At 67.1% G+C, this 21,797-nt stretch carries 19 protein-coding genes; 6 read left to right on the top strand and 13 right to left on the bottom strand.

Annotated elements, in window-relative coordinates; translation table 11 throughout:
- Window positions 1–179 precede the first annotated feature (179 nt).
- On the top strand, window positions 180–1,433 hold the full coding sequence (locus tag IEX24_RS11450; RefSeq protein WP_188678390.1) for an acyl-CoA dehydrogenase family protein: 1,254 nt from the start codon (window positions 180–182) through the stop codon (window positions 1,431–1,433).
- Window positions 1,434–1,614: 181 nt separating this feature from the next.
- Here the strand turns inward: IEX24_RS11450 and IEX24_RS11445 are convergent, their stop codons facing one another.
- From IEX24_RS11445 to IEX24_RS11435, 3 genes are all read right to left on the bottom strand, one after another.
- Window positions 1,615–2,931: a PucR family transcriptional regulator gene (locus IEX24_RS11445; RefSeq protein WP_188678388.1), complete on the bottom strand. Its 1,317-nt coding sequence runs from the start codon at window positions 2,929–2,931 to the stop codon at window positions 1,615–1,617.
- A 136-nt stretch (window positions 2,932–3,067) separates the two neighbouring features.
- Window positions 3,068–4,066, bottom strand: coding sequence for a type I glyceraldehyde-3-phosphate dehydrogenase (gap, locus tag IEX24_RS11440; protein WP_188678386.1), 999 nt, complete (start codon window positions 4,064–4,066; stop codon window positions 3,068–3,070).
- 199 nt (window positions 4,067–4,265) lie between these two features.
- On the bottom strand, window positions 4,266–5,210 hold the full coding sequence (locus IEX24_RS11435; RefSeq protein ID WP_443741644.1) for a GlxA family transcriptional regulator: 945 nt from the start codon (window positions 5,208–5,210) through the stop codon (window positions 4,266–4,268).
- A 214-nt stretch (window positions 5,211–5,424) separates the two neighbouring features.
- Between IEX24_RS11435 and IEX24_RS11430 the strand changes: the two genes are divergently transcribed.
- Window positions 5,425–6,444 carry an LLM class flavin-dependent oxidoreductase gene (locus tag IEX24_RS11430; RefSeq protein ID WP_188678384.1) on the top strand — a complete coding sequence of 340 codons (1,020 nt, stop codon included), beginning with the start codon at window positions 5,425–5,427 and terminating at the stop codon, window positions 6,442–6,444.
- 317 nt (window positions 6,445–6,761) lie between these two features.
- Here IEX24_RS11430 and IEX24_RS11425 read toward each other — a convergent pair whose 3' ends face one another.
- Window positions 6,762–7,223: a MarR family winged helix-turn-helix transcriptional regulator gene (locus IEX24_RS11425; RefSeq protein ID WP_188678382.1), complete on the bottom strand. Its 462-nt coding sequence runs from the start codon at window positions 7,221–7,223 to the stop codon at window positions 6,762–6,764.
- Between the two features lie 63 nt (window positions 7,224–7,286).
- Here IEX24_RS11425 and IEX24_RS11420 point away from each other — a divergent pair, with 63 nt between their 5' ends.
- From IEX24_RS11420 to IEX24_RS11410, 3 genes are all read left to right on the top strand, one after another.
- Window positions 7,287–8,366: an amidohydrolase family protein gene (locus tag IEX24_RS11420; protein ID WP_188678380.1), complete on the top strand. Its 1,080-nt coding sequence runs from the start codon at window positions 7,287–7,289 to the stop codon at window positions 8,364–8,366.
- Window positions 8,367–8,471: 105 nt separating this feature from the next.
- The gene (locus IEX24_RS11415) at window positions 8,472–9,695 is read left to right on the top strand and encodes a hypothetical protein (RefSeq protein ID WP_188678378.1); all 1,224 of its coding nucleotides are present in this window, start codon (window positions 8,472–8,474) and stop codon (window positions 9,693–9,695) included.
- An 8-nt stretch (window positions 9,696–9,703) separates the two neighbouring features.
- Window positions 9,704–11,263 (top strand): hypothetical protein, encoded by a 1,560-nt coding sequence (locus IEX24_RS11410; protein ID WP_188678375.1) that lies wholly within the window; start codon window positions 9,704–9,706, stop codon window positions 11,261–11,263.
- 58 nt (window positions 11,264–11,321) lie between these two features.
- Here the strand turns inward: IEX24_RS11410 and IEX24_RS11405 are convergent, their stop codons facing one another.
- The 3 genes from IEX24_RS11405 to IEX24_RS11395 form a co-directional block, all read right to left on the bottom strand.
- The gene (locus tag IEX24_RS11405; RefSeq protein ID WP_229715263.1) at window positions 11,322–11,612 is read right to left on the bottom strand and encodes a hypothetical protein; all 291 of its coding nucleotides are present in this window, start codon (window positions 11,610–11,612) and stop codon (window positions 11,322–11,324) included.
- 118 nt (window positions 11,613–11,730) lie between these two features.
- Window positions 11,731–12,345 (bottom strand): DUF433 domain-containing protein, encoded by a 615-nt coding sequence (locus IEX24_RS11400; RefSeq protein WP_188678373.1) that lies wholly within the window; start codon window positions 12,343–12,345, stop codon window positions 11,731–11,733.
- A gap of 80 nt (window positions 12,346–12,425) precedes the next feature.
- Complete coding sequence (locus tag IEX24_RS11395) at window positions 12,426–13,013, bottom strand: TetR/AcrR family transcriptional regulator (protein WP_188678371.1); 588 nt, start codon at window positions 13,011–13,013, stop codon at window positions 12,426–12,428.
- A 96-nt stretch (window positions 13,014–13,109) separates the two neighbouring features.
- On the opposite strand from IEX24_RS11395, the gene IEX24_RS11390 reads away from it, so the two are divergent.
- Window positions 13,110–14,654 (top strand): DHA2 family efflux MFS transporter permease subunit, encoded by a 1,545-nt coding sequence (locus IEX24_RS11390; protein WP_188678369.1) that lies wholly within the window; start codon window positions 13,110–13,112, stop codon window positions 14,652–14,654.
- A 79-nt stretch (window positions 14,655–14,733) separates the two neighbouring features.
- On the opposite strand, the gene IEX24_RS11385 is transcribed toward IEX24_RS11390, so the two are convergent.
- Genes IEX24_RS11385 through IEX24_RS11360 form a run of 6 tightly spaced genes read right to left on the bottom strand, consistent with a single transcriptional unit; the run spans window position 14,734 to window position 21,795 of the window.
- Window positions 14,734–15,681 (bottom strand): sugar phosphate isomerase/epimerase family protein, encoded by a 948-nt coding sequence (locus IEX24_RS11385; protein WP_188678367.1) that lies wholly within the window; start codon window positions 15,679–15,681, stop codon window positions 14,734–14,736.
- A 48-nt stretch (window positions 15,682–15,729) separates the two neighbouring features.
- On the bottom strand, window positions 15,730–17,319 hold the full coding sequence (locus tag IEX24_RS11380; RefSeq protein WP_203585983.1) for a GMC oxidoreductase: 1,590 nt from the start codon (window positions 17,317–17,319) through the stop codon (window positions 15,730–15,732).
- A gap of 48 nt (window positions 17,320–17,367) precedes the next feature.
- Window positions 17,368–18,504: an ROK family transcriptional regulator gene (locus IEX24_RS11375; RefSeq protein ID WP_188678365.1), complete on the bottom strand. Its 1,137-nt coding sequence runs from the start codon at window positions 18,502–18,504 to the stop codon at window positions 17,368–17,370.
- Window positions 18,504–19,886 (bottom strand): carboxylesterase family protein, encoded by a 1,383-nt coding sequence (locus IEX24_RS11370; protein ID WP_188678362.1) that lies wholly within the window; start codon window positions 19,884–19,886, stop codon window positions 18,504–18,506. Before IEX24_RS11370 ends, IEX24_RS11375 begins: the two co-directional genes overlap by 1 nt.
- Window positions 19,886–20,806 carry a carbohydrate ABC transporter permease gene (locus IEX24_RS11365; protein WP_188678361.1) on the bottom strand — a complete coding sequence of 307 codons (921 nt, stop codon included), beginning with the start codon at window positions 20,804–20,806 and terminating at the stop codon, window positions 19,886–19,888. Before IEX24_RS11365 ends, IEX24_RS11370 begins: the two co-directional genes overlap by 1 nt.
- The gene (locus IEX24_RS11360; protein ID WP_188678359.1) at window positions 20,803–21,795 is read right to left on the bottom strand and encodes a carbohydrate ABC transporter permease; all 993 of its coding nucleotides are present in this window, start codon (window positions 21,793–21,795) and stop codon (window positions 20,803–20,805) included. Before IEX24_RS11360 ends, IEX24_RS11365 begins: the two co-directional genes overlap by 4 nt.
- Window positions 21,796–21,797: the final 2 nt, after the last annotated feature.

The following is a 21,797-nucleotide window of genomic DNA, read 5'->3' as shown; positions in this document are numbered from 1 at the left end:
CACAAAGATCTGCGCTGCTGTGCCGCAAATGGCATAGATCGGCGACCCGTATCGGCGTTTTGCACAAAATGAGCGCTGAAGACTGTCGTCGTGCGCGAGCATCTGCGGCACACCGGCGCGCAAGCTGTGGAGCAGGCCGGTCATACCAGGCCACCGAACTCGACGACGAGGAGAAATCAATGACGATCGCACTAGACGCAGAGACCGTACAGAACGAGGTCTCGGCTGACACCGCCGCAGCGAAGACGGCTCAGGCCACCATCGACGCTGCCGAACTCACCTCGAAGGCAACGGCTCTGCGAGAGCTCATCAGGGCCAACGCCAACCAGACCGAAGCAGACCGTAAGGTCACTCAGCCGGTCATCGACGCGCTCGACGAGGCCGGCCTCTTCAAGCTGGCTCAGCCGCGTCGCCTCGGCGGCTACGAGCTGCCCATCCGCGACTTCGTGGAGATCACCTCGATCATCGCCCAAGGTGATGCCTCGGCCGGCTGGGTCGCCACGCTCACGAACGTCTGCGCGTGGATCGTCGGCACCTTCCCCGACCAGGCGCAGCGCGATGTGTGGGGCGACGACGAGAACGCCCGCGTCTGCGGTGTGGTGGCTCCCACATCGACCACCGAATGGGCCGAGGGCGGTCTGCGCGTGACCGGCAAATGGGGCTTCGCCTCGGGCAGCCTGCACGCGCAGTGGGCGGTTCTGGGCATCCCCGTCATCGACGAGAACGGCGCCCAGATCGACCAGGGCCTCGCGCTGATTCCGCTGAGTGACCTCAGCATCGAAGACACCTGGTACGTGGCCGGCATGCGCGGCAGCGGCAGCAACACGCTGGTCGCCGACGACGTGTTCGTGCCCGCCCACCGCATTCTGTCGGTGTCGCGCGGCATCAACGGTGACTATCCCACCGAGCACACCGAAGAGGCGTTATACCGTTCGGCGATGGTTCCGGTTCTCGCGCTGGTGCTGGCCGGCCCGCTGGTCGGTGCGGCTCAGGCAGCGCTTGATCTCGTGCTGGGCTCGCTCGCCAAGGGCAAGGGCATTTCGTACACCTTCTACGAGCGTGCCTCTGACTCGGGTTCGACGCAGATCAACATCGCTGAGGCGGCGATTCTTGTCGACTCGGCCTATCTGCACCTGTACCGGGCAGCCGACGCGATCGACGCCGCGGCCGCCGAAGGTGTGTACCCCTCCCGCCTCGAGCGCGCTCGCAGCCGTATGGACACCGGCTACATCGCCCGCCTCACCCGCCAGGCGGTCGACCTGCTGCTCAGCGTGCAGGGCGCCGGCAGTTTCGCCGAGGTCAGCCCGTTGCAGCGCATCTGGCGCGACCTCAACACGGGTTCGCGTCACGCCGTGATCAACCCGAGCATCTCGGCCGAGGCATTCGGGCGCGAGCTGCTCGGCCTGAGCGAGCAGGTCACGCCGCTCGTCTAGGGCGCGGGCTCAGCCAGCGGTGGGCGAGTGGATGCCCGGCGGCCGCATTTCGATGTGCGGGCGCCGGGCATCCACTGTGCCGGGACTGCCACACCTCGGGCGGGCCAGCGCCGGCTCCCCGCAGCCGGGGTGCACGGCTCAGAACACCCGGCGAGCGAATCCTGCCGCCGCGGCCGTGCCGCTAGCTGCCCGCGTCGAATACGAGCAGGGCCGCGCGCATCTGCAGGGTGCGCTCGGTCACCTCGTGCCCGAGTAGTTCTTCGGCCCGGTGCACGCGGTACGAAACGGTGTTGCGCGAAATGTTGAGCCGGCTCGCGGTTGCGTTCGGGCTCGACTGCTCGTCGAGGTACACCGCGAGCGTGTGGCGAAGATCGCAGGCCTGAACCGTGTCGGCCCCGAGCGCGCCCAGCTCGGCCTCGGCGAACTCGCGGGCGCGTTTCTGGTCGCTGAGAATCAGCGAGAGCAGGTCGACTTCGCGGTAGTGCACCAGCCGAGGCTGCACCTTCACCGATGAGAACAGCGTCACCATGGCCTCGGCCTCGCGGTGCGACCGGCGAAACCCCTCGACTCCGGCGCTGAGCTGCCCCACCGCAGCATGAATCGAGTCGTGCAACTCCGAGCTCTGGGCGACGTCGTAGACCGAATCGGCAGAGCCCGACGGGGTTCCCCAGGCCCAGACCTTGCCCGCCCCCACCGGCAGAATGAGTCGTTGAGTGCAGCGCATGCGGGTGAGTAGATCGGCGGCGGTGCCCTGCAATTCGACGGTGTCAGCATCCAGTGCGCGAGACGACGACCAGACGATGAGCGCAACGTGACTGCGGGTCAGGTCATAGGCCAGGCGCTTCGAGAGCGAGATGACTTCGCTCGGGCCGCCGCGCAGCAATGCGGTGGTCAGCTCGAGTTTCGCCGCTGCATCGCTCGTCGACCAGCGCATCTGTTCTTGCAGAAAACGCTCGACCATTTCAGATGAGAACACATCGATGAACGCGAACAGTCGCTCAGAAACCACCTGAACCTGCTCGAGCCGTTCGGCCGGCTCGACGAAGCGTTCGCAGGCGGCCAGAAACCCTGCCGACATGCCCGAATGCCCCAAGTGGATGCCCCGCAGCAGCATGTCGAGGCTGATGCCCTGGCGCACGAAGTCGGCCACCCCGTCGAGTGCCTCTGAGGGTGCGGCGGCATCGATGTCTTCGCCCGCCAACGCCAACAGCGATTGCAGAGTGGTGCTCTCGGTGCCCACACGCAGAATCTCGAACGCGCCGTCGCCCTCGCCGAACGCGGGCAGTTCGGCCCGAATGCGTTCCGCCGTGCGGTAGCCCACTTCGACCGCCCAGAGCACGGCTTCACGGCTGACCGCGCGGGTGGCGGCCCCGACGAGCGAACGACCGCTCGCGGGGCTCGCTATGGGCGCGTCTGCCGTGGGGGTGAGCTTGTCGAGCCAGGGCAGGCCCGCGCCCATCGAGCGCACCGCATGCAGTGTGGTCGTGCCGTCGGTCATCGTCGACTCATCTCTCGCAGCGTTCTTAGTCAGGCGCCGAGATCGATTTTACCGTGCTGCGCCGAGTTGGGGCGGTTCGCCGGCCCGACTCGGTCAGCGAGAGCAGGCCCGCTTCGGCTCGCCGCAGCGGCCGGGCTCAGCTCGCTGCGAGCAGGCCGAGCGTGTCGACCACGCGGTTCGAGAAGCCCCACTCGTTGTCGTACCAGGCCACCACCTTCACGTGCCGCCCCTCAGCTCGGGTCAGTGCCGAGTCGAAAATGGCCGACGCGGGCCGCCCGGTGATGTCGCTCGACACCAGCGGGTCTTCGCTGTACTCCAGGATGCCCGCGAGAGCCCCTACGGCAGCTTCGCGGTAGGCCGTGAGAATCTCCTCGCGGCTCACCTCGCGCGAAACCGTCGCGTTGAGCTCCACGATCGACCCCACCGGCACCGGAACCCGAATCGAGTCGCCCGAGAGCTTGCCGTCGAGCTGCGGCAAGACCAGCCCGATGGCCTTCGCTGCTCCCGTCGTGGTGGGCACGATGTTCACAGCAGCGGCACGGGCGCGGCGAAGGTCTCGGTGCGGACCGTCTTGCAGGTTCTGCTCCTGCGTATAGGCGTGCACGGTGGTCATGAAGGCGTGTTCGATGCCCGCGAGTTCGTCGAGCACCGCGGCCAGCGGGGCGAGGGCGTTCGTCGTGCACGAAGCGTTCGAGACGATCGTGTGCAGCGCCGGGTTGTACGCCTCGGTGTTCACACCGTAGGCGAGCGTCACGTCGGCACCCGTCGCCGGAGCGCTCACCAACACGCGGGCGGCCCCCGCCTCGATGTGCTTGCGTGCTCCCTCAGCTGTGGTGAAGCGCCCGGTCGATTCGAGCACGATGTCGACGCCGAGCTCAGCCCACGGCAGCTGGGCGGGGTCACGCTCGGCGAGCACCTGAATGCGGTGTCCGTCGATCACAAGCGCGTCGCCGTCGACCTCGACCGAGCGGTCGAACCTGCCGAGCGAGCTGTCGTAGCGCAGCAGATGAGCGAGGGTTTCGGGTTGGGTGAGGTCGTTGATGGCGACGACCTCGAGATCTGAATCGCGTTCGATGAGGGCGCGCAGCACGTTGCGTCCGATGCGGCCGAAGCCATTCACGGCAATGCGGGTCATGGGGGTGGTTCCTTTCGTCGTCTCTACGTTCGCCGAAAGCAGCCGGATGCGGCAGTGGCTGTTCTGCCTGGTACCGCAAGTATTGCGCCACGTTGGGGGGCGACGGATGCCCGAGATGCGCGTGTTTCTCGGCAGCGGGCCGCCGGGCATCCACTCGCCCCGGGTCGCCGGCCCCGGCCCCCGGGCGCGCCCGAGCGGCTCAGTGCGGTGGGCGCGAGAAGGTGTGCCGGTAGTCGTTCGGTGAGGTGCCCAGAATGCGGTGAAAGTGCAGGCGCAGGTTGGCGCCGGTGCCGAGGCCCACGCGGCTCGCGATCTGCTCGATTCCGAGGTCGCTGCGTTCGAGCAGTTCGCGGGCGAGGTCGACACGGGCACGCAGAATCCACTGCAGCGGGGTGTACCCGGTGTCTTCGACGAAGCGGCGCGAAAAGGTGCGGTTCGAGACCCGTGCGTGCTCGGCGAGCTGCGTCACGGTGAGCGGAGTCTCGAGCCGTTCGAGTGCCCAGTGCCGCGTCTCAGCGAAGAAGTCGCCGAGCGATTCGGGCACCGAGCGCGGCACGAACTGCGCCTGGCCGCCGCTGCGATACGGCGCCGCCACAAGCCGCCGCGCCACCTGGCTCGACAGCCCCACGCCGTGGTCGCGGCGCACGAGGTGCAGGCAGAGGTCGACGCCCGAGGCGGCGCCGGCCGACGTGAGCACGTCGCCTTCGTCGACGAAGAGCACGTTCTCATCCACCTGAATGAGCGGATGCTTCTGCCGCAGAACCTGGGTGTAGTGCCAGTGCGTGGTCGCCCGCTTGCCGTCGAGCAGGCCCGTTGCAGCGAGGGCGAAGGCGCCGGTCGAGATGGCCGCGAGCCGGGTGCCTCGTTCGTGGGCGGCGAGCAGGGCATCCACCACCGCGGGCGGCGGGTCTTCGCGCCCGGGCTCCCGGTAGCCCGGAATGAACACGGTGTCGGCGTGCTTCAGCGCCTCGAGGCCCTCGGCCACGTGGTAGGCGAGGCCGTCGCCGCCGGCCACGATTCCGGCCCTGGCGCCGCAGACGTGCACCTGGTACGGCATGCTCGGGCGGTGCGTGAAAACCTGCGCGGGAATGCCCACGTCGAGCGGCTTCGCGCCCTCGAGCACAAGCACGGCGACGCGGTGGATGCTCGGGGTCACAGGTTTCTCCGATCTCGTTGTTGCTGCACTGATCTCAGCACGCCTTCGGCCGGAATGCCATAGGCCGCGAGCATCCGGCCACCGCTGTGGGTTGCGCAAAAGCACCTCCGTCGCGCCGCACAGGTGCCTTTGCGCAGCCCGCGCGGCGGGCACCCCGCTGAACGGTAGCGTTGGAGGGTCTGCAGAGGAGGCGACCGCACCCATGACCGCTACCGACCGCCCGCTCGCGAAGCTCGGCTTCTTGACCATCGGCCTGTTCGACGAGGCCGATCCGTTTGCCGGGCACGAGAGCACGCTGCAGATCATCGAGCTCGGTGAGCAGCTCGGCTTCGACAGCGCCTGGCTTCGCGACCGGCACCTGCAGTACGGCATCTCATCGCCCGTCGCGGTGCTCGCGGCGGCCTCGCAGCGCACGTCGCGAATCGAGCTCGGCACGGCCGTCATTCCGCTGGGCCTCGAGAACCCGTTCAGGCTCGCCGAAGACCTCTCGACTGTCGACGTGCTGTGTCGTGGGCGCCTCAACCCGGGAGTGAGCGTCGGGCCGCCGACACACTTCGACGCGATCAAAGACCACCTTTACCCCGACACCTGGGCGGCCGAGAACTTCGGGCACGAGCGCGTGTTGCGGCTGCTCGCGAACCTGCGCGGCGAGCCCGTGAGCACCTTCGCCGGAACAGAGGGCATCGAGAGCTTCTCGCCGAGCATCCAGCCCCACTCGCCGGGCCTCATCGACCGGGTCTGGAACGGCGCAGCGGGCCTGGCGTCGGCCGAATGGGCCGGTTCGCACGCGCTCAACTTGCTCAGCAGCAGCGTGGTGCGGGCCGAAGAAGACGACGATTTCGCCCGAATTCAGCGCTCGCACATCGACCGTTTTCGGGCGGCGCACCCGCTCGGGGAGGCGGCACGGGCATCCCAGGGCCTCGTTGTGATTCCCACCGACAGTGCCACGCCGGCCCAGGTCGCGAAGTACGAGGCCTACGCCGCGGCACGCTTCGGGCGCACCACCTCACCGCAGGGCCCGCAGCGCATGCTCTTCGCCCCCGACCTCGTGGGCTCTTCCGGTCGAATCGCGGATGCTCTGCAGTCGCACGCCGCATACCAAGCCATCGACGAGGTGGTCTTCGCCCTACCCTTCTCGTTCGAGCACGCCGACTACGTGCAGATTCTCACCGACATGGCGACGCACCTCGGCCCCCTCCTCGGCTGGTCGCCGCGCGCTTAGCTCGCGGCCCTCAGCCGGGACGCGGCCCTCACAGACCCACCACGGTGCAGCGCCGCGAACCCACCACCGCATGGTCTCAGCCCTAACTCATCGGCCGGTCTCCGCGCGCTGAGCTCGAGCGGTGCAGGCGAAGTGAGTCCGATATGACCAATTGAGCCTGCTAGAACGGCCTCAATTGGTCGTACGGGGCTCACGAACCGGGATCGGCGCGTGACGGCGGTCACGTTGTCGCCGGTCGCCGGCCGAGCCGGGCAGAGCAGGGCAGGGCCGGGCAGGGCCGAGCAGAGCAGAGCCGAGCCTCGCCGGTTGGCCAGAGGTCAGGCCGTGGGGGCCTCGATGGCCTGGTGGATGCTCTGCAGCTGTTCGAGCGCGGCCGCGAGCGTTGCGGGGGGCACGTCAGAGAGCGAACGTTGCAGGGCGGCCGTGGCCGAGGTGGTTGCGGCGCGAGCGAGTTCTACGCCGGCCGGCGTCAGCTGAACGTTGTGGCTGCGGCCGTCGGCCGGGTCGGGGAGGCGAACGATGAGCTTGGCCGCGTCGAGGCGGCGCAGAACGTTGCTCAGGCCGCCGGTGGTGAGCAGGAGTTTGCCCGTCAGCTGCTTCGGGCGCAATTGGTGGGGGCTGCCGACCGACCATAGGGCGGCGATCACGTCGAATTCGGCCGCGGTGAGGCCGCGGGCAGAGAGTGTTGGGGCGACCGACTGGGCCAGTCTGCCCTGCAGGCGCAGAATCTGCTGCGCGAAGGCGAGCGGAAGGCGCTCGTCGGCGATTCGATCACTCATGGGTTCACTGTACAGCAGATAGTCTTTGTGATACCTTTACGAAAAGGTACTTAAGGAGTTCTCGTGGCAACGACAACCGCAATCGACAATGTTCGGGTCTTCACCGGCGCCGGCCTCAGTGAACCTCGGCGCGTAGTCATCGAGGGGGCGACCATCGTCGACGCGGGCGATGCGGGCGGCTCTCCCGAAACCGTCATCGACGCAACCGGCAAGGTCTTACTGCCTGGCCTCATCGACTCGCACATGCACGTGCTCGCCCGAGCCGACCTCGAGAACCTCGCCCAGTGGGGCGTCACCACGGGCCTCGACATGGCGGCTTGGCCGCTCTCCTTCGTCAACGAAATGCGCCAGCAGACGGGTGTGGCTCAGATCTTGAGCGCCACGACTCCCGCGGTCGGCCCCGGCGGCAACCACTCGAAAATGCCCGGCTTTCCGCCCGACGGCATCGTTCATAACGTCGACGAGGCGCGGGCGTTCGTTGAGCACCGCATCGCCGACGGCGCCGACTACATCAAGATCGTCACTGAGGCGGCACCGCCCGCTGGCATGGATCAGGCCTCCGTCAACGCGGTCGTCGAGGTTGCACACGAGCACGGTCTGCTCGTCGTCGCGCACTCCATCACCACGGGCGCCTTCGAGGTGGCCATCGAAGCGGGCGTCGACATCAGCACGCACACGCCCCTCGACGGTGTGCTCAGCGACGAGTTGGTTGCGCGCATGAAAGAGCAGGGAATGATTTCGGCGCCAACGCTCGTCATGATGCAGGGCATCGCTACGGTTCGGGCTGCCGCCGGTCTTCGCTACGACTACGCGCGCGATACTCTGACGAAATTCAAGGATGCGGGCATCCGGGTGCTTGCAAGTACAGACGCCAACTCTGCACCGGGGGTTCCTTTCGCGCCGAAGCATGGAGTGTCTCTGCACGACGAATTCGAACTCATGGTGGGCGCCGGATTCACACCGATCGAGGTGCTGCAGAGCGCCACTCTGCTGCCCGCCGAAACGTTCGGTCTGGCCGATCGCGGCGTCATCGAGCCGGGCAAGCGCGCCGATCTGCTGCTGATCGACGCCGACCCGACCGTCGACATTTCGGCGACCCGGCAGATCGCGGGCGTGTGGGTGGGGGGCGAGCGCATCCGCTGATCGCGCACCCTGAGTGGGGGCTCACCGGGGTGCGAGCGCCTACCCGAATGCCGTCAAGGTTGCGGGTGTATAAAGGGCAAAACACCCCTTTGAGGAGCTTTCTCTATGACCATCGACACCCTCACCCTTCTCTCGTCTCCCGGCCCCCTGCTGTTCGCGCCGGGTGATTTGGGCGGTGGCAGCGCGGGTGGGGCGGTGCTCTTCGTCGCCGACGTGAGCGCGGCAACGGTCTTCGCGTTCGAGTTGCCGGCTGAGACGGGCGGGACGGGCGAGACGGCCGAGACGGCCGAGGCGCACGAAGCGGGCGAGACGGCCAGCGCGGGCGCTGCTGGGGATTCATCGGCTACTGCGACAGAGACCGCCGGGGCTCCGGATGTTCGGGTCGACAACCTCGATGCGAAACTCGCCGCGCTGCTCGGGGTCGAGCGAGACGGTGTTGTCATTCGAGGGTTGGCCGTGCATCCGGCCTCGCGTGACGTGTATGTGTCTGTCGCGCGCGGTCGCGGTGCCGAGGCTGGGCCTGCGTTGGTGCGAGTGGATGCCGACGGCGACCTGAGTGTTGTCGAGCTCGCCGGGCTGCCCGTGACGTCGTTCACCCTCGACGATGCTCCCGCGGCCGACGACGAGCGTAAAGACGTCTGGCTCGACGGCAGTGACGAGGGGTCGACGACGCGCGAGATCCACGGGGTCGAGCTGATCATGGCGCAGGTGCCGGCTGCGCGGTCGACCATCACCGATCTGGCCTGGGTCGACGGCGCGCTCTACATCGCGGGAATGAGCAACGAAGAGTTCACGTCGCGGCTGCGGCGGGTGGAGTATCCGTTCGGCGCATCTGGTTCTGCACAGGCCACCTCGGTCGAAATCTTTCACGTCGATCACGGCCAGTACGAGACGCGCTCGCCGATTCGGGCGCTGACGTCGTTCGACGGGGGAGCGGGCATCCTCGCCACCTACACCTGCACGCCGGTGGTGCACTTTTCGGTCGCCGAGCTGAACGGCGGCGGCCTCGTTCGCGGCCGCACGGTCGCCGAGCTCGGGCCGATGAACCAGCCGTTCAGTCTGGTGTCGTACGACCGCGACGGCGAAGAGTTTTTGCTCGTGTCGAACACGCGGCACCCGCTGCTGAAGATTCCGGCAGCGTCGATCGCCGGGCAGGCCGGGCTGACTCAGCCGCTGTCAGAGGAGGGCGCCCCGCTGGGCGTGCCGCGTGAGAGCCTCGACCACCCCGGGGTGACCTGGATGGCGAACCTCGACCGCAGCACCATCGTGGTGGTGCAGAACGACGGCGAGGCGCTGCACCTGCGCACGCTTGCGGCGGCGGTGCTCTGAGCGTTCAGGTGGCGAGTGGCTCGGGCGTGCGCGGTTCGGGCGCGAGCGGTTCGGCTGCGCGGGAAGCGGTGGCGCCGCGGTCAGCGGAGCAAGACGAGGCTGCGCGCGATACGGTGGCGGGCGATACCGCGGCGCGGGGTTCGGCCGATGTCGTCGCCGCGCTGAGCGAGGCTACGGGCGGTTCGGCTGCCATCCAGGCGGAGTTGGTCGGCGGCGCGGTGATCGTTACGGTTGCGAACCTGCCCGACGAGTTGGCGCTGCTGCCGGTGGATGCCCTGCCGCTGTTGACCGAGCCGAACCCCGTTACCACGGCCGGAACCTGGCAGCGGCACCCGGGTGGGGCCCGCTTCACGCCACGGTTCGCCCTCGTTCCCGGCGCGACCTACGCCATCATCGGCGGGGGAGCGGAGGTGCCAGGTGGGCGGTTCCACGCTGGCCCGGCGGTCGACTCCGCCACCCCTGAGCCCACTGTGCCCGGGTTTGCCGTGCCCGAGCATGCCGCGCCCACCGCAGGCGGCGCCCCCTGGACCATACTGACCCGATTCACCATCCCGCGGCCGACTCCGGCACGCGAGACCGTGGCCCTGCGCATCGATCCGAGCTGCGCGGAGGTTCCGGCGAATCTCCTGCGGTTCTCCGTGACCTTTTCGGCCGAAATGGCCGATGGTGAAGCCGCGCGGCACATCCGCCTGCTCGACGCCCACGGCAGAGAGCTGCCCGGCGCTCTGTACGATCTGCCGCCTGAACTCTGGGATCGGTCTCGCCACAGGCTCACCCTGCTTCTCGAGCCCGGGCGCATCAAGCGCGGCCTGCAGCCGAACCTCCAGGCCGGCGCGCCGCTCGTCGAAGGCGACCGGTTCACCCTCGTCGTCGACCCCGAGCTGCGCGATGCGACCGGGGCCGAGCTCGCGGCCGGCGCGTTCCGCAGCTACCGTGTCGCCGCCCCCCTACGCTCGCGCGTCGATCCCGCCGAGTGGGCCGTGACCTGGCCCACCGCCGATCACCCCGCGCTCACGGTTCGCTTCGGCAGGGCCCTCGACCGCGCTCTCGTCGAATGGTGTCTTCGCGTGCTGGGCGCTGACGGGCATCCCGTGCCCGGCCGTTCATCGCTCGCCACGAATGCGGCCGAGTGGATGTTCGTGCCGGCCCCTCCCGATGCCGCAGCCGTGGCGCTCGCCTCCGCCCCCACCCCTGCCGACGAATCCGCCGCTTCTACCACTGCCGCTTCTACCACTGCCGACGAATCCGCCGACTCGGCCGGCGCCGTGGCCAGCACCAGCGCTTCGCCCGTGGCCGGCGCCAGCGCTTCGCCCGTGGCCGGCGCCAGCGCTTCGACCGTGGCCGGTGCCGTTCCTGTCGCCCGGCCCGACATGTCGCGCCCGAGCCACAGCGACGGCTGGAGTCTGCACGTTGACGCCCGCCTCGAAGACCTCGCCGGCAACTCCATCCGCCGAGTATTCGACCGCGATCTAGACCGCCCTGAAGATGACAGCCGAGACGTCTCGGCGGTCATCCTCTCGCCCGGCGAACCGATCATGTACCTTCCGACACCCACGGCCGAGTACTAGCAGGGCCACTCTTGCACGTAGAGGCGGCCGCAGGCAGCTGCCCTGCGCAGAAAAGACTTCACCGTTCCAGGGGGAATGATTTCACTCGCTGCGTTTCTCCGTGAGGCACGTTGTAGATGAGAAAACTGTGCGGCGTGGCATGTTTTGCGGCCACCACGAAGCGGAGGCCCGCTATGAGTGAGGCAGTCGTAATCGAGAGCTTCTCAAGGCCAGAAAGTTTCGCGTCTTTCAAGCCGACCCAGGTTAATCCGGTCGTAAGCAGAGCGTCGCGTTCTTCGCGGTTTTTCAGCTGCATTCGATCGCGCGTGATTATCGCGTCGAAGTCTCGTTGAACGATTTGGTCGAACAAAGCAATGTCGAGAGTGCTTGTGAGACCTTCGTCAATGAGCTGCGAAACTTGTGCCCGTCATAGATGTAGCCGAGTGGCTGGGCAATTTCGGGAGGGAAATTTTCATCGAGAAAGAATTTCACGAGGCTTTTCGTATCGATGCTTGGTAGTCGAGGGCGTCACGCGCGTCTTTTGCGGTCACCCCGGGGTAAAAGCGCCCGACCTTGTCGGGAGCGATCGAGCCATCTGAGATGAGATCGGCGATCGTGTCGAAAGGAATTCGGGTTCCGGCGATCGTTGGCCACCCGCCGAGTCGCCGAGGGTCGACCTGCACGCCCTCGCGTGGGCGGAAGAGGTCGTCGATCTTCTTCCCGCCGACGGTCACGAATTCGCCGAAGACGTCAGCCAGCGTTCCGACCGTCGTGTTGCCCGGTTGCTTCACCAAATCGACGACAGTGCCGTCTTGCACGCGAACCGCGATGCTCGAGCCCATAGTGACGAGTTCATAGCTCCCTGGCCGCTCGACCATGTCGAGTTCGCGAAGTGTTGACAACATCTTTCTGATCATCGCCAGAGAGTAGGTGCCCCGAAGATAGGCGAACACTCGCAGATCGACGATGTCTCGAAAGGAGTAAAGGTAGGGCCGTTGCGCAGATTCGATTTCGGGCACGAGAATGGCGTGCTTTCGCCAGTAGGCCAATTGTGCGCGCGTCGTGCCCGTCATCTTTGTCGTGAGTCTTGTCGGAAACGACATGCCGTTACATCTCCTTTGCGTGTTCTTCAGACTAGTTGTGCTGCACTCACATCAACCTATAACGCACCGCCGACATTTGCTCAGTTTGGTCGGTCGTGAGCGGAATTGTTTTCTCGCGCGCTCGCGAACCCGCTCAGCAACCAATCGAGACCTGGTGCGAACGCGGTAAGGTTCGTTGTCTCAGCCGAGGCGGCCGGCGACTGCGACGTCAGCGCGAAACCGATCGTGTAGGCGTCGATCGCACGCAGGAGAGGCGCCGCGTCTGCCTCGGTGAGGCCGAATTCGGCCACGGCCGCGAGCGACTGCGCGGCGTGCTGCTGCGCGCTCGGCCCGCTCGGCCGCCCGCGAACGGTCGCCTCGATGAGCCACGGATGCAGTGACCCCACCTCGAGCGTGCGCTCGGCAATAGCGTGCAGCCCGGCACGCCAGCCCGACGGCAGAACATCGAGCACCATCTCGGCGAACACCTCATCGACCATCAGCTCGATGAGGCGCTGCTTGCTCGCGACGAACGAGTACAGGCTCATGGGCCGCCCGGCGAACTCGGCGACGACCCGGCGAATCGACACGGCCTCGAGCCCCTCGGCGTCGGCGATGCGGATGCCCGCGGCCACGATCTGCGGCTCGGTCATGGGGCGTCGCTGTTCGCGAATGGCTGGGGTGGGCATCCATCGACGATACACCGTATCTTCGGTGAACGAGTGCGTGATACAGTGTATCGCGATACGCCGTATCAACGACGTCAACCCGGCCGAGGAGACCCGATGAGCACAGCACGAGCATCCGCTACCGAACCGAAGCTCTCTGCTGGCCTGGTGAAACTCGCCCTCGCGGTGGTGGTCGGAACCTTCGTCGTGCAGATCGACGCCACCATGATCACCGTGGCACTCGACACGTTGCGGGCGAGTTTCGGCGTCTCACTGGCGCAGCTGCAGTGGGTGAGCAGCAGCTACCTGCTCGCGATAGCCGTCACCGTTCCCTTGGTGGGGTGGTCGGCCGACCGGTTCGGCAGTAGGCGCCTGTGGCTCGCCGGGCTCATCATCTTCGTCTGCGCCTCGGTTTTCTGCGGTTTCGCCGGCAGCCTCGGCATGCTGATAGCAGCGCGCTGCCTTCAAGGCGTGGGCGGCGGAATTCTGCTGACCCTCTCGCAGGCGGTGCTCGCACGCGCTGCCGGGCCCGAGCAACTCGGGCGGCTGATGGCCATCGTCGCTGTGCCGTCGCTGCTCGGTCCGATCGTCGGGCCCATCATCGGCGGCCTCATTGTCGAGGGTTGGGGCTGGCAGTACATCTTCTTCATCAACGTGCCCATCTGTCTCGCCGCGATCGTGCTGGCCTGGCGTTGGCTGCGCATCGCCGACCGTGGCAGGCCCACGCGACTCGACCTGCTGGGCGCTGTGTTGCTCGCACCCGGGCTGGCCGCCCTACTCTATGGCCTGACTCGCGCCGGAAGTCTGGGCACCATCGCCGACGGCGAGGTGCTCGGGTATGTGCTCGGCGGCGGCATTCTGCTTGTCTGCTTCGGGATGCACGCCCTGCGCACGAGGCACGCGCCGCTCATTGATCTGCGGTTGTTCCGTTCGGTCGCCTTCGCGTCGGCGTCGGCGCTGTTCTTTTTCATCATCATGGGGTTGATCGGCGCGATGCTGCTGATCACGCTCTACTTTCAGCTGGCGCGCGGAGAGTCGCCCATTTCAGCGGGGCTGTTGATCGTGCCTGAAGGGGTGGGCGCCGCGCTCGGAGTCATGGTGTTCAGCTCACTGGCCGACCGTGGGCATTCGGCCGGGAGCGCGCTCGTCGGTGCGGTCATGGCGACCGCAGGCCTCGCGGCGCTCAGCCAGCTCGGCGCGACGACGAATGACGTGTACATCGGCACCGCACTGTTCGTGCTCGGCGTGGGATTCGGCGTGGTGGTCGTTTCGGCGAGCGTCGCGGGGTACGGCGGTCTGGCGCCGGAGCAGATCTCCCGGGCGGCGACGGTGTTGCGCATCGTTCAGCAGGTGGGCGGCTCGATCGGGGTCGCCGTGCTGGTGATTGCGCTGCAGAATGCGCTCGCGGGTGCCGCATCTGCAGCTTCAGGGGCCCCCTCACCCGCCGCGGCGGCCAGCGCCCCCAACGCCCCCAGCGCCACCGCCACCGCGGCCATGACGGCCGAGGCCTTCGGCAGCACCTTCGCCTGGGCCGCGGCGCTCGTCGGCCTTGCCGTCATTCCGGCGATCGTTCTTGTCGTCTGCGGTTCGGTCGCTCGCCGCCGGGCGCGCCAGGTGACGCTAGGCGCGCCGGGTGGCATCGAGCACCTGCCACAGGGCTGACGTCACGCCTGGAGAACACCGGGCTGACATTCACCCCCTCAGCCGAGGCGATCGACGCACCCACAGACGGAGCGGTGATTCACTCGGTCGCGAAGCGTGCGCTGACCCAGTTCCAGCAGATCGCCGCGCTGTCGGCCGGGTCGATGGCGGTTCGGTCGACCTCCACGATGAGCCATCCCGGCCAGCCTGCAGGCAACGCGTCGATCACCGCATCGAGATCGATGCCGCCGCTGCCGGGCTCGAGAAAGATGCCTCGGTCGGTCGCCTCGTTGTAGCTTGTGGGTTCGGCGCGGCTGGCGGCCGCCACGTCGAGGTCGAGATCTTTGAAGTGCAGGTCGACGAGCCGATCGGCGTGCCGGGTAATCATGGCCACCGCGTCGACACCCGCCCAGGTGAGGTGCCCGATGTCGAACGATGCGCCCAGCAGGCTGGCCGGGATCGCGTCGAGAACGCGCTCGATCTCGGCCTCGGTCTCCACCCAGGTACCCACGTGGTTGTGCAGACCGGCACGCACCCCCTCTGCGGCGAGAATTTCGGCCGATCGCCCGAGCAGATCGATCACCCGATCGAGCCGGTCTTCGCGGTAGTCGGCGCCCACCGCGACTCGCTCGCCGGTGCGCACCATGTTCGGCGACCACCACACTTCGGGCGCGAGAAAGATGGTCGACTGGCCGAAGTAGTTCGACTCCTCGGCTTTGCGGCGCACGCCGTCGAACCACCGGCTCTCCTCGGCGCTGCCCGGCGCAAAGCTGACGTCGTGCTCTTCGGGCAGGCCGATGCTGGCGTAACCAGGCGACACCACCAGCCTCGCGTCGGCGACGAGCTGCTCGTAGTCGCGCAGCGTCTGCGTGGCGAGCACCTCCATCATCACGGCTTCGAAACCCGATTGCCGCACCGCGGTCAACACCTGGGGGTAGGCCTCCCGAAAATCTGGTTCGGCATACCGCCAGTGGTCGACCCCGTCAGCGTCTTTGATGCTGATCCACTGCAGGGGGTTGAGTGCGACGCGGTCGGGGTTGAGGGGCATGGGGTTTTTCCGTTTCGTCAGGTTCGGGTGGTGGATGCTCGGGCGAACTCAGATGCGTGATGGGCTCAGCATGGCGTGGGCCGCGCGCGCGGCGCGCACGGCGGTGATCACCCCGGTCAGCGTCGCATTCGCGACCACCGATGTCGGAATGACCCCATTGCCGGCCACAAAGAGGTTCTCGAAGCCCCAGACACGGCCGTCGGGGCTGCAGACGCTTGTTCCGTCGTCGTCGGCGCCTGATCGAACCGTTCCGGTGAGGTGGAGCGATGAGCCGGGGGGCAGCAGAGCCCGTTCGGTGTTCGGATCGAACTCGCCGAACTCCAGCGCAAGCGACTGCACGAGGTCAAGTGCCCGCCCAATCAGAACCCGATCAGCAGCCGAATATTCGAACTCGAAACTCATTCGCGGCATGCCCGCGAGGTCGGTTTCGGTCTCCGAGAACGAAATGCGGTTCTCCGCCCGAGACTCCACGGGAGTATACAGCGACAAGCCCACCGAGTGGGCGAGTGGATGACCGAATTCGTCGGTGTAGGTCGTGTTCATGATCTGCCCGTGAAACGGCTGACCTGCACCGTTCTGCGGTATCCACAGCGAATCGGTGCAGAATTCGCCCTCGCGCGGCACGGGCAACGACGCGACCTCGACCCCGAAGTGGTCGAGGTCGACCAGCACCCGCGCGGTGATGAAGGCGTGTTCGTTGAGATAGCGGCCGAGCGCCGGCGGCCGTATGCCTGAGGCGAAAAGAAGCTGCGGCGTGCGCATGGCGTCGGCGCAGACCATCACGATGCGCGCCCGCACCTCGTGTTCTACGCCATCGGAGATAGTGCGAGTTCGTGCCCCGGTGACTTGGCCGCCGTCGATGATCAGCGCCGTTGCGATTTCGCCCGTCCGCAGCGTGAAGGCCGCATCGCTTGCGTCGGAGATGGGCGCGAAGATGTGAGCAGGCCCGGTGCGGGGCGAGGGCCCGGTCGAACTCGGCTGAATGGCCATGGGCATGGGCTGGGGCATCCGCTCACCTGGCCCCGTGCCGGCGAAGCGGCGCGCGAAAACGTCAAGAACGAGGTTGCCCATCGGGGTGGGGCCGATTGCCGAGGGCGTCACGTCGAGCAGTCGGCGTGCAGTGTCGAGGTCGGCCTGCCACGCAGGTGCATCGCCGCCTGCACGGTCGTCGTCGCCGTCTCGACCGCTGCCGTCGCCGTCTCGACCGACTGAGCCGCTGCCGTCGGCGAAGGTTTCGTGATCGGCCGGCCACGGAGTCGCGGCAGTCCAGTGCACTCCCATTCCGCCGGCGTTCCAGCCGAAGGCCGTAGCGGGCATCTCGTCGGCGTTTTCGCCGAAGGTGCTCGCGCGAAACATGCCAGGCGTGAGCCCGCGAACGTCGGCCGAGGCGCTTTCCACGACCTCCGCACCCGTGTACATGCCCTGGATTCCGCTGGCGACGCGTTCGTTGTACCGGCCCCACACCTCGGGGTCTTCGACGTCGTGCAGGTGCACTCCGGCCGTACCGCCGATCACTGCCCCCGAGTCGATCATGGTCATGCTGAGCATGGGGTCGGCCTCGCGCAACAGCCGGGCGACGGCTGCGCCCATGATACCGCCGCCGATGATGAGAACATCGCTTGAGGTGTGGTCAGTCACGCGTGTGGTGCTCCTGTCTGATGGTGCGAAAGTCGGGCATCCGCGGCTCTATTCGGGCACAAGTGGGCCGAAAAGCTCGGTGTCCATGCGATCTAAGACGAATTTGAGCGCGCCCACGAGCGGCCCATCGGCGCCCAGGGTGGTCGCGCGCAGCTCGATGTCGGGAGTTCGAGCGCGCCGCATCGCCTCGCGCACCCGAGGCAGCAGAACGTCGGCTGCGTCTTCGAGACCGCCGCCGAGAACAATGAGCGACGGCGCGACAGTCCACGACAGCGTGGTGAGTATCGACGCGATGTGCTCGACGAACTCCTGCACTTCGGCGAGCACCTCGGCATCTCCCGCTCGCGCCTTCTGGTATTGAACCTGGGCGGCGGCGCGTTCTTCGGCCACCGGAGACGTCAGCCAGGCGATGGGTCGTTCGTCGAAGTTCGCCGCGGGCATCGTCACCGCCTCGATGATCTCGCCCGCAGCCCCCGCGAACCCGCGATGAACCGTGCCGCGAATCAGAATGCCGAGACCAGAACGATTGCCGAGCAGCGCCCACACCACGTCGTCATTGTCGCGTGCTGCCCCCCGCCAGTGCTCGGCCAGAGCGCCGAGGTTCGCGTCGTTGTCGGCGAACCACGGCACGTCGATGCGTCTGCTCAGCTCGCGGGGCAGGTCGGTGCCCACCCATGAATCGGCGTGCACCAGGCGACGCACCACCCCGTCGCCATCGATTGCTCCACCCGATGCGATGGCGCCGGCACGCAGACGGGTGACGGATGCGCCCGCGTCGGCAAGGGCCAGGTGCACGAGGCGGGCAACGTCGTCGAGGGCCGCGGCTGGGCTGAGGTACTCTCGCAGCGAGCAGGTCGCCCGGCCGAGAATGTGCCCCCGAACATCCGCGACGATGGCGCTCGCTTCAAGCGTCGTGATGCGGGCTGCCGCAAGCAGCGCGTAGTCTGCCCTCAATTCGAAGCGCCGAGCCGGCCGCCCCGCGATTCCGCTGGTGGGCACGCGGTCGAGCTCTCTGACCCAGCCGGCCTCGACGAGCGTCGACAAGATCAGCTCGGTGGTGCGGCGCGACAGGCCGGCCTGCTCGGCGAGCAGCGACATGCTGATCGCGCCGTCGGCCACCGCGAGCGTGCGCAGCGTCACCGACGTGTTCATGCGCCGTAGCGCTCGCGGGTCGAGTCCGGGCATTACTGTTCTCCACGCACCTGTTCTACCTGCACCTGTGGCGCACTCGTGACCGGGTCGTATGCACCTGTGATGACCTCGTTGCCGGCTCCTTCGGCACTATACAGTCGGCTGCTGTCACCGAGTTCGCCCGCAGCGCGCGGCCACTCGACGGCGCCCGTTGTGACGAAGCGCGCCATGTCGGCGTGCAGGTCTCGCGCGAGTGCGGCGGGTGGGTTCTCGCCAAGCGCTTCGGTTACTCCGGGCGCGTCGAGCACGTCGAAGAAGAACGGCAGATCGATGCAATGACTCGAGCCGCCGGTGAGCGGAGACGGCCACTCGAATGTGTAGCTCCAGGTGTCGGCTCCGGCGCGTGCGCGAGCGACTCGTGGTACTGCCGAGCGAAACAGGGAGTCGGTGATGCGCGAGCCCGCCGCGCGCGCGGCAGCTCGCTCTTCGGCTGAGAGCACCGGCCGATCGGGCTCCTCGGCCGACCACGCCGAATCGAATTCGTCACCCGTGGCACCCAGTAGCAGCGGAACATCGAGGTTGAACCGGGCGAGGCCCGCGGTCACCGACTCGGGCACCAGTTCATCGCCGATCGTGGGGCCGAGAGTCAGCCCCTCATCTGGCTGGCGAACCGAGAGCATGGCGCGTTGAAGGTCTTCGTCAGAGACGGTGCAGAACCCCTCACGTGTCGCCGGTACGCCGACGTGCGCCGCGACACGTTCGACAAGTGGATGCACGCTGCTGACCTCGAACGCGAAGTCGCCCCCCGAGACGCTGATGGCCGCACTGAACAACCCTGCCGTGAGGGGCGATGCCAGCAGCGCGAGCACGGCACCGCCGCCCGCGGACTGCCCCGCGATCGTCACCCGGGCGGGGTCGCCGCCGAACGCCTCGATGTTGTCGCGCACCCACTCGAGGCCGAGCAGCAGATCCCAGAGGCCGAGGTTGGCCGTGCCGCCCTCGAGCGGGGCGAAGCCTTCGATTCCGAGCCGGTATGACAGGGTGACGACAACCACCCCATCGCGAGCGAACGAGCGGCCGTCGTACCACGGGCTGGCGGGGCTGCCGGCGAGAAAACCGCCCCCGTGCATCCACACCAGAACCGGTAGCGGGCCGGCACCGTGTTCTGGTGCGACCACAGAGAGGGTGAGAATGTCGTCGCCGGCGATGGAGGGTTCGGGAATGGTGGTCGTTTCGAACAGGGCGATGCGTTGTGGGGTCGCCCCATGAAAGCCTGCGTCGAACACGCCCAGAGGCCCGCGGCGCACGGCGCGCTCGAACCTGAACGGGCCCGTGGGAGTCTCGGCGAACGGAATGCCGAGGAATCTGCGAACACCGCCATCCGCTCGCCCCACGATTGTGCCGGCGGGGGCGACGACCGTCGTGGGCGCGCCCATCAGCGCAGGCCTGTCGCGGCGATGCCTTGCACGAAATATCGTTGCAGCAGCAGAAACAGAACGAGCACGGGCAACATCACCACGATCGCCCCGGCGAGCACAAGGCCGTAGTCGGTGACGTGAGAGGCGGCCTGGCTGGTGGCCGCGAGGGCGACGGGCAGCGTGTATGTGCTCGAGCTCTGGGCCACCACGAGAGGCCAGATGAAGTTGTTCCACGAGGCGAGAAACGACATGATCGTGATCGTTGCGATGGCCGGGCCCGCGAGGGGCAGAAAGATGCGAGCGAAGATGCGAAATTCGCCGGCCCCGTCGATGCGGGCAGATTCGATGAGTTCATCGGGCACCGAACCCGCGTACTGGCGCATGATGAAAATCGAGATGGGCAGCGCGACGCTCGGCAGGGCGATGCCGGCGAGAGTGTTCACGAGGCCGAGGTTCGCGGTGATCACGAACTGGGGCACGAACACGGCCGTGTACGGCACCATCAGAGCGACCATGACTCCGATGAAAGCGATGCGCTTGCCTGCGAAATCGAACTTTGCGAGCGCGTAGCCGGCGGCCGAGGCGGCGATCACATTGCCGGCCACCACGATGAGAGCCACCACGACGCTGTTCGTCAGGTAGCCGCCGAACCCTTCGGTGCTGAACAGGCGCGCGAAGTTGTCGAACGTCACCGCGCTCGGCAACCAGGCACCCGGGTCGCTGCGAATGTCGTCGAGCGACCGGAGTGACCCGCTGATCACCCAGAAGAACGGCAGCAGGGTGAGTGCGGCGAACACGGCGAGCATCAGAACGAGAACGGTGCGCGGTGCTCGACTCGTTCTCGGTTGTGAGCGCACCGGTTCGTGCGGCGCAGGGGTACTCGAGTCGACGCCGTCGATTTCGGGGGCGAGCGTGGCGAGTGCGGTTTCAGAGCTCATGTGCGGGGCCTCAGCAGTCTAAATTGTACGAAGCTGATCACGCCGACCAGCACGAGAATAACGAATGACGCGGCCGAAGAGAGCCCATAGTCGCCGAACCCGAATTGCTTATAGGTGAAGAGGGCAACCGACTCCGTGGTGCCCAATGGGCCGCCTTTCGTCAGCAGGTAGGGTTCATCGAACACCTGCAAGAAGAAGACGCCCAACAAGACCGAGACCAGCAGGATGGTCGGCAGAAGCAGGGGCAGCGTGACGTACCACAACCGGCGCCACCAGCCCGCCCCATCAAGGGCTGCAGCTTCTTGCACATCTTCGGGCACCCCCTGTAAGCCGGCGAGAAACAAGAGCATCGCGGTGCCGAAGTTGCGCCACACGCCGAGCAGAATGACCACCGGCATTGCGAGGTGCGGGTCTGCGAGCCAGTTCGGGCCGGCGAAACCGAAGTTTGCCAATGCGTCGTTGATCGTGCCGCTCTGATTGAACGCGTACTGCCAAATCAGGGCGACAGCCACAACGTTGGTCACGACCGGCGCATAGAAGATCGTGCGAAAAATGCCCCGCGTGCGCCGAAGGCCGCTGTTGAGTGCCAGGGCGAGAGCGAATCCCACGGCCATCGTCACCGGCACCCCGACGATCACGAAGATGCCCGTGTTGAGAATGTCATGCAAGAACTGCGCGCTACCGAACAGCCTCACGTAGTTGCTCAGACCGGCGAAGTCGACGGCGAACGGGTTACGAAGGTCGGCCCCGTGCATGTCGGTGAAGCTGATGGCCAGCGCTGCAACCGTTGGAATCGCGGTGTAGACGAGAAAAACGAGGGCGAAGGGTGCGAGAAAGATCCACGCCATCGCGGTGTGGCGTGAGCGCCGGGTTCGGCGGCGGCGTGGCACGCCAAGGCGAGTGTCAGTGCCGACGGAGGCGTCGACACTGCCTGGCCGGCGGGGGCGCCGCGACGAGCGCGGCACCCCCGATGCGAGAGCTTCGGTCATCG

The organism is Subtercola lobariae (genome assembly GCF_014640255.1).
In the GTDB taxonomy this organism is placed as follows: domain Bacteria; phylum Actinomycetota; class Actinomycetes; order Actinomycetales; family Microbacteriaceae; genus Subtercola; species Subtercola lobariae.
Note: the sequence above shows the minus strand (reverse complement) of the source record. Positions and strands in the feature narration are given on the sequence as shown.

Excerpts from the sequence above, each read along its gene's own strand:
- IEX24_RS11425 (WP_188678382.1), bottom strand. The coding sequence starts at position 7,223 with ATGAGTGATCGAATCGCCGACGAGCGCCTTCCGCTCGCCTTCGCGCAG.
- IEX24_RS11365 (WP_188678361.1), bottom strand. The coding sequence starts at position 20,806 with ATGAGCTCTGAAACCGCACTCGCCACGCTCGCCCCCGAAATCGACGGC.
- IEX24_RS11400 (WP_188678373.1), bottom strand. The coding sequence starts at position 12,345 with ATGTCGTTTCCGACAAGACTCACGACAAAGATGACGGGCACGACGCGC.
- IEX24_RS11385 (WP_188678367.1), bottom strand. The coding sequence starts at position 15,681 with ATGCCCCTCAACCCCGACCGCGTCGCACTCAACCCCCTGCAGTGGATC.
- IEX24_RS11390 (WP_188678369.1), top strand. The coding sequence starts at position 13,110 with ATGAGCACAGCACGAGCATCCGCTACCGAACCGAAGCTCTCTGCTGGC.
- gap (WP_188678386.1), bottom strand. The coding sequence starts at position 4,066 with ATGACCCGCATTGCCGTGAATGGCTTCGGCCGCATCGGACGCAACGTG.
- IEX24_RS11360 (WP_188678359.1), bottom strand. The coding sequence starts at position 21,795 with ATGACCGAAGCTCTCGCATCGGGGGTGCCGCGCTCGTCGCGGCGCCCC.
- IEX24_RS11395 (WP_188678371.1), bottom strand. The coding sequence starts at position 13,013 with ATGCCCACCCCAGCCATTCGCGAACAGCGACGCCCCATGACCGAGCCG.
- IEX24_RS11415 (WP_188678378.1), top strand. The coding sequence starts at position 8,472 with ATGACCATCGACACCCTCACCCTTCTCTCGTCTCCCGGCCCCCTGCTG.
- IEX24_RS11445 (WP_188678388.1), bottom strand. The coding sequence starts at position 2,931 with ATGACCGACGGCACGACCACACTGCATGCGGTGCGCTCGATGGGCGCG.
- IEX24_RS11450 (WP_188678390.1), top strand. The coding sequence starts at position 180 with ATGACGATCGCACTAGACGCAGAGACCGTACAGAACGAGGTCTCGGCT.
- IEX24_RS11430 (WP_188678384.1), top strand. The coding sequence starts at position 5,425 with ATGACCGCTACCGACCGCCCGCTCGCGAAGCTCGGCTTCTTGACCATC.
- IEX24_RS11370 (WP_188678362.1), bottom strand. The coding sequence starts at position 19,886 with ATGGGCGCGCCCACGACGGTCGTCGCCCCCGCCGGCACAATCGTGGGG.
- IEX24_RS11375 (WP_188678365.1), bottom strand. The coding sequence starts at position 18,504 with ATGCCCGGACTCGACCCGCGAGCGCTACGGCGCATGAACACGTCGGTG.